6 protein-coding genes and 2 pseudogenes are annotated in these 3,912 nt (G+C 59.3%); 1 reads left to right on the top strand and 7 read right to left on the bottom strand.

Translation table 11 applies throughout. The features are described from left to right. Positions 1 to 107: transposase (locus ACNFBR_RS29095; RefSeq protein WP_147264395.1), on the top strand; the 107-nt coding region annotated here is incomplete at its 5' end. Positions 108 to 109: 2 nt separating this feature from the next. Here ACNFBR_RS29095 and ACNFBR_RS29090 read toward each other — a convergent pair. The 7 genes and pseudogenes from ACNFBR_RS29090 to ACNFBR_RS29060 all read right to left on the bottom strand — a co-directional run. Next, entirely contained in the window at positions 110 to 583 is a 474-nt protein-coding gene (locus ACNFBR_RS29090; protein WP_049273834.1) for an extracellular solute-binding protein, read from the bottom strand. A gap of 280 nt (positions 584 to 863) precedes the next feature. Then, positions 864 to 1,088 (bottom strand): DUF2798 domain-containing protein, encoded by a 225-nt coding sequence (locus tag ACNFBR_RS29085; RefSeq protein WP_003465037.1) that lies wholly within the window; start codon positions 1,086 to 1,088, stop codon positions 864 to 866. 54 nt (positions 1,089 to 1,142) lie between these two features. Beyond that, complete coding sequence (locus ACNFBR_RS29080) at positions 1,143 to 1,844, bottom strand: cysteine hydrolase family protein (RefSeq protein ID WP_003465039.1); 702 nt, start codon at positions 1,842 to 1,844, stop codon at positions 1,143 to 1,145. A gap of 90 nt (positions 1,845 to 1,934) precedes the next feature. Next, positions 1,935 to 2,525, bottom strand: coding sequence for a TetR/AcrR family transcriptional regulator (locus ACNFBR_RS29075; protein WP_003465041.1), 591 nt, complete (start codon positions 2,523 to 2,525; stop codon positions 1,935 to 1,937). 81 nt (positions 2,526 to 2,606) lie between these two features. Continuing rightward, a complete protein-coding gene (locus ACNFBR_RS29070) occupies positions 2,607 to 3,284 on the bottom strand; it encodes a GntR family transcriptional regulator (RefSeq protein ID WP_016487046.1) in 678 nt (225 codons plus the stop codon). A gap of 69 nt (positions 3,285 to 3,353) precedes the next feature. Then, a pseudogene (locus ACNFBR_RS29065) lies at positions 3,354 to 3,551 on the bottom strand (SDR family oxidoreductase); the annotation flags it as partial. Between the two features lie 91 nt (positions 3,552 to 3,642). After that, positions 3,643 to 3,912: pseudogene (locus ACNFBR_RS29060) on the bottom strand (hypothetical protein); the annotation flags it as partial.

Raw genomic sequence — 3,912 nt, 5'->3', positions numbered from 1 at the left:
GCGTCAACAACCGCATCAAGGTGATCAAGCGTATGGCCTATGGTTTTCGGGACTCGGAATACTTTTTCCTGAAAATCAAGGCTGCCTTCCCCGGGAAAGCGCGATGAACCTATTTTTTGGTGTCCCAGAAGTCGGCCCAGGTCTTGGGTACGTCCGCGCCTTTGAACGCGTCCGTGCGATACGCCAGCACCGTGGAGTAGCTGATGTAGCCGACGCTGTATTCGTCCTTGAGGCTGTCGGGTATTTGCGCGGCATTGGGAATCAGCGCAAGGTCGAGCTTCTCGAACAGCCCTTCGGCTTCGCCACGGATGCAGTCGCCAGTGGGCAGGTCCACCACGTCCCAGGTGACCTTGCCGCTCTCGACCTGGGTCTTGATGATCGGGTAGGCCTTGGGCGAGCTGTCCTGTTTGAGCGTCAGACCGAGCTTTTTCGCCGCAGGCTCCAGGATCGCCTTGCTCTGGGCTTCCTGATAAGCACCGCCCTGGGATACGAACGTGATGTCCTCGGCCATGGCCTGGGTGGCGCTACCGATGAACAGGGCCAGACTCGCGAGTTGGAAAGCTGTAGTGCGCAATGTGCTCATGGAAAGACTCCGAATGGTTGGCAGATTTTCTTGGGCGAGCTGTAGGTTTTGTTGTCGGTCGCTCTGCGGGACCATGGAGGTCTAATGTACCGGCTTGTCCGTGAACGAAGCGGCTACAAATGCGCGGATGAAAAGTGGTTTATTGCGAAAATGCGAACGGGCACAGTATTTCGTGCGTCGGGTGCGGGCTTGCGCGCCTGTCGCGAGCAGCCCCGAAGCCCCCGGTAGGAGCGAGCATGCTCGCGATGGCGGTGTGTTGGGTGAGTCATAGCCAAGTCATTCAGCCCACCGTCATCCGCCTCACCACGCGCCGAATCATCGGCGCCGCCAGCACCACCACCGGCAACATCGATACCCACGACAGCGCCCACGCGTTCAACCAGCGGCCGGCAAAGGCCAGGTCGAGCGCATGGGGTGTGGTGGCGATGGCGGCCGCGACCGCGCAGGTCAGGCCGGATTGAACGACGCCGAAAACGAAATGCTCATAACGGGCGGGGATTTTCATCGGGGGTTCTCGAGAAAGAGCGGGGGGGCGCGATGCCCGGCCGCTCGGGCACGATCAAGCCGGTTGCAGTTGCGCGATAGTCTCTTCGGTGGTCCACAGCCCGTGGGCGAGGAAGCGGTAATTGATGATGGCCGCCAGGTAGCCGTCGCCATCCGGCAGGCGCGGGCCGGCGGTGGCGTCGCGTACCACGACTATTTCAAAGCCCTGTTCGAGCAGTTCGCGCAGGTGTGATTCCACGCAAAGGTTGGCCGCCATGCCGGCGAGGATGATCTGCGACACGCCTTTCTTGCGCAATTGCAGCGCCAGGTCGTTGGTTTCCGGGCCGTAGACCTTGTGCGGCGAGGCGATGATGGTCTCGCCGTCGAGAATGTACGGCTTGTAGATCTCGAGGAAATCGGCGCCGGAGCCTTCGAAGTTTTCCAGGGTGTTCGGTCCCTTGCGATCGAACATGCAGATGCTGTGCATGACCTTTTCCAGCGGACCGCCAAAATGCCAGTCGTGGTCGTGCGGGTAGTAATAGTGTGGCGACACGGCCACGGGCAGGTCGTGAGCCTTGAAGGCCTTGAACAGTTTTTCCAGGTTTTCGACGGTGTTGTTCTCGACGATGCTCTCACCGAACACCGCCCAACTGGCGCCGGCAGGGCTGAGGAAGTCGTTCTGTGGGTCGATGACCACCAGGGCGGCTTTGCTCAGGTCGAGCTTGAAACCAGTGGCAGGCAGTGCGGGTTCGGCGGGGTCGGCGTACAGATGGCTCATGACGATTTACCTCTTGGGTGCTTGCGTGGATGAGACGTGAATGTTGCTTTATATAAATGACCAGTCGTCTTATTAATGAGGAAAAAAAACTCACTCCAATAGCCGAGGCAAGACCATCGATACGAAACGCTGCAGAGGTGCACCGTCGCGCAGGACCTTGCCGCGCATGACCGCACCTTCCCAGCCTTCGACGATGACACTGGCCAGCGCTTCGGCGTCGTGAGTTTCAGAGAGTTCGCGGCGCTGCTGCGCTTCACGCAGGCAGCTCGCGAGCAAACCTTCCCAGCGCGCCAGCACATCGGCCAGACGCTTGCGGGTTTGTTCGCTGCCATTGGACATTTCCAGGGACAGGTTGCCAATCAGGCAACCCAGGCTGTATTCATGCTCGCCGTGCTCGAGCACCAGGGCCTGGAAGAACTGGCCGATGCGCTCCAGCGGCTTGACCCGGGCGTCGTAGAAGATCGGCCCGTGGCGGGTTTCGATCGAGGTCCAGTATTCCTCGAGGATCTCTGCCGCGAAGTCTTCCTTGCTGGCGAAGTAGTTGTAGAAAGAGCCCTTGGGAATCTCGGCAGCGGCGGTGATGTCCTGGACGCCGCAGCCGTTGAAGCCACGGTTGTGAACCACCTGGCGGCCAATCGACAGCAAACGGGATCTGACTTCGAGGTTGACCGGGCGAGCCATGACAGAGACATCCAGTGATGAGAAAGTTTTAATAAACTAACTGGTCATCTATGTTTCGTCAACAGTCGAATTGACTGCCAATCAGTCCGCCTGCGCCATCTCGATGTACTCGAGCATCTTCTCGTTGCCATCGAGAATGTCACGGCAGATGGCCGCCCGTGCCGCCGCGCCATCGCGGCGCTTGAGTGCGTCGAGCACTTCCCAGTGATGGTCGATGGCCATGCGCTCGTTGAAGTTGCCATAGGCACGGGCGATCAGTGGGCCGGTGCGCATCCACAGGCTATCGAGCAAACCCGCCAGCACCGGCATGCGCGCGATGGTGGTCAGCGCGTAGTGAAATTGCTGATTGCACTTGAGAGCGGCTTGCAAGTCCTGGGCGTTGATCGCGGCGATGTTGTTTTCGATGCAGGCTTGCAGGTCTGCGAGTTCGCTGTCGGTCACCAGCGCGGCGGCCGTCTCCGCAGCCAGGCCTTCAAGCGCCAGGCGGATGCTGCGGATCTCGCCGTATTGCGCGGCGGTGAGGATGGGTACGCGGATGTCACGCGGGGTCTTGAGGATCAGCGCCTGTTCCTTGGCCAGTTGCAGGATCGCGTCGCGCACCGGTGTGACGCTGGTGCCCAGTTGTTCGGCCAGGTCGCGGATGCGCAGGCGGTCATCGGGCTGGAAACGCCCGGTGATCAGTGCCTCGCGCAGCAACTCGTAGATGCCACTGCCCAGGTAAGAGTGATTGAGGGTTTGAATAGGGTAGGGGTTGCTCATTGATCGCTCATCTGCGGCGGATGCCCGGCCCGAATGATGGAAGTTTCCGGCCGGGATTTCCAGATTATTTCAGACGTGCTGACCACCGTTGACATGAATCTCCGAACCGTTGATGTACGACGCGCCTCGGGTGCAGAGGAAATGCACCAGGGATGCGACTTCTTCCGGCTTGCCCAAGCGGTGCATGGGGATCTGCTGATCGACGATCAGTTCGGTCCCGGCAGACAGGATCGACGTCTCGATCTCACCCGGTGCAATCGCATTGACGGGGTTTGGGGAGCAATGGAACCAAAAACCAACGTAAGCTCTGAATCCCACCGTAAAGGGGCTTTCCGATCTCCAGCTCACCCGCCAGGCATTACTCTCTGATCAGTGCCTCGATGATCGGGCAGATCGTTCCGCCGTCTCCCGCATCACATTGCTGCACCAGTTCGCCTAACAGTTGCTGCATGACGACCAAGTCGGCCATCTTCTGCTCGATCAACGCGAGCTTGCGTGCAGCCCGTGCTCGCGTTTCTGTGGGAGGAAAATAAAGTGTCATCCTAACTACAGGACCCTGCAACGTAGCAATTCCTGCAAAAATCCATTTAAAACAATGACTTATTTCAATTCTGCCATCTGCAAGCGT

The organism is Pseudomonas sp. NY11955, from assembly GCF_048068035.1.
In the GTDB taxonomy this organism is placed as follows: Bacteria; Pseudomonadota; Gammaproteobacteria; order Pseudomonadales; family Pseudomonadaceae; genus Aquipseudomonas.
The sequence above is the reverse complement of the archived record's forward strand: the minus strand, read 5'-3'. Positions and strand labels throughout refer to the sequence as shown.

Excerpts from the sequence above, each read along its gene's own strand:
- ACNFBR_RS29075 (WP_003465041.1), bottom strand. The coding sequence starts at position 2,525 with ATGGCTCGCCCGGTCAACCTCGAAGTCAGATCCCGTTTGCTGTCGATT.
- ACNFBR_RS29090 (WP_049273834.1), bottom strand. The coding sequence starts at position 583 with ATGAGCACATTGCGCACTACAGCTTTCCAACTCGCGAGTCTGGCCCTG.
- ACNFBR_RS29085 (WP_003465037.1), bottom strand. The coding sequence starts at position 1,088 with ATGAAAATCCCCGCCCGTTATGAGCATTTCGTTTTCGGCGTCGTTCAA.
- ACNFBR_RS29070 (WP_016487046.1), bottom strand. The coding sequence starts at position 3,284 with ATGAGCAACCCCTACCCTATTCAAACCCTCAATCACTCTTACCTGGGC.
- ACNFBR_RS29080 (WP_003465039.1), bottom strand. The coding sequence starts at position 1,844 with ATGAGCCATCTGTACGCCGACCCCGCCGAACCCGCACTGCCTGCCACT.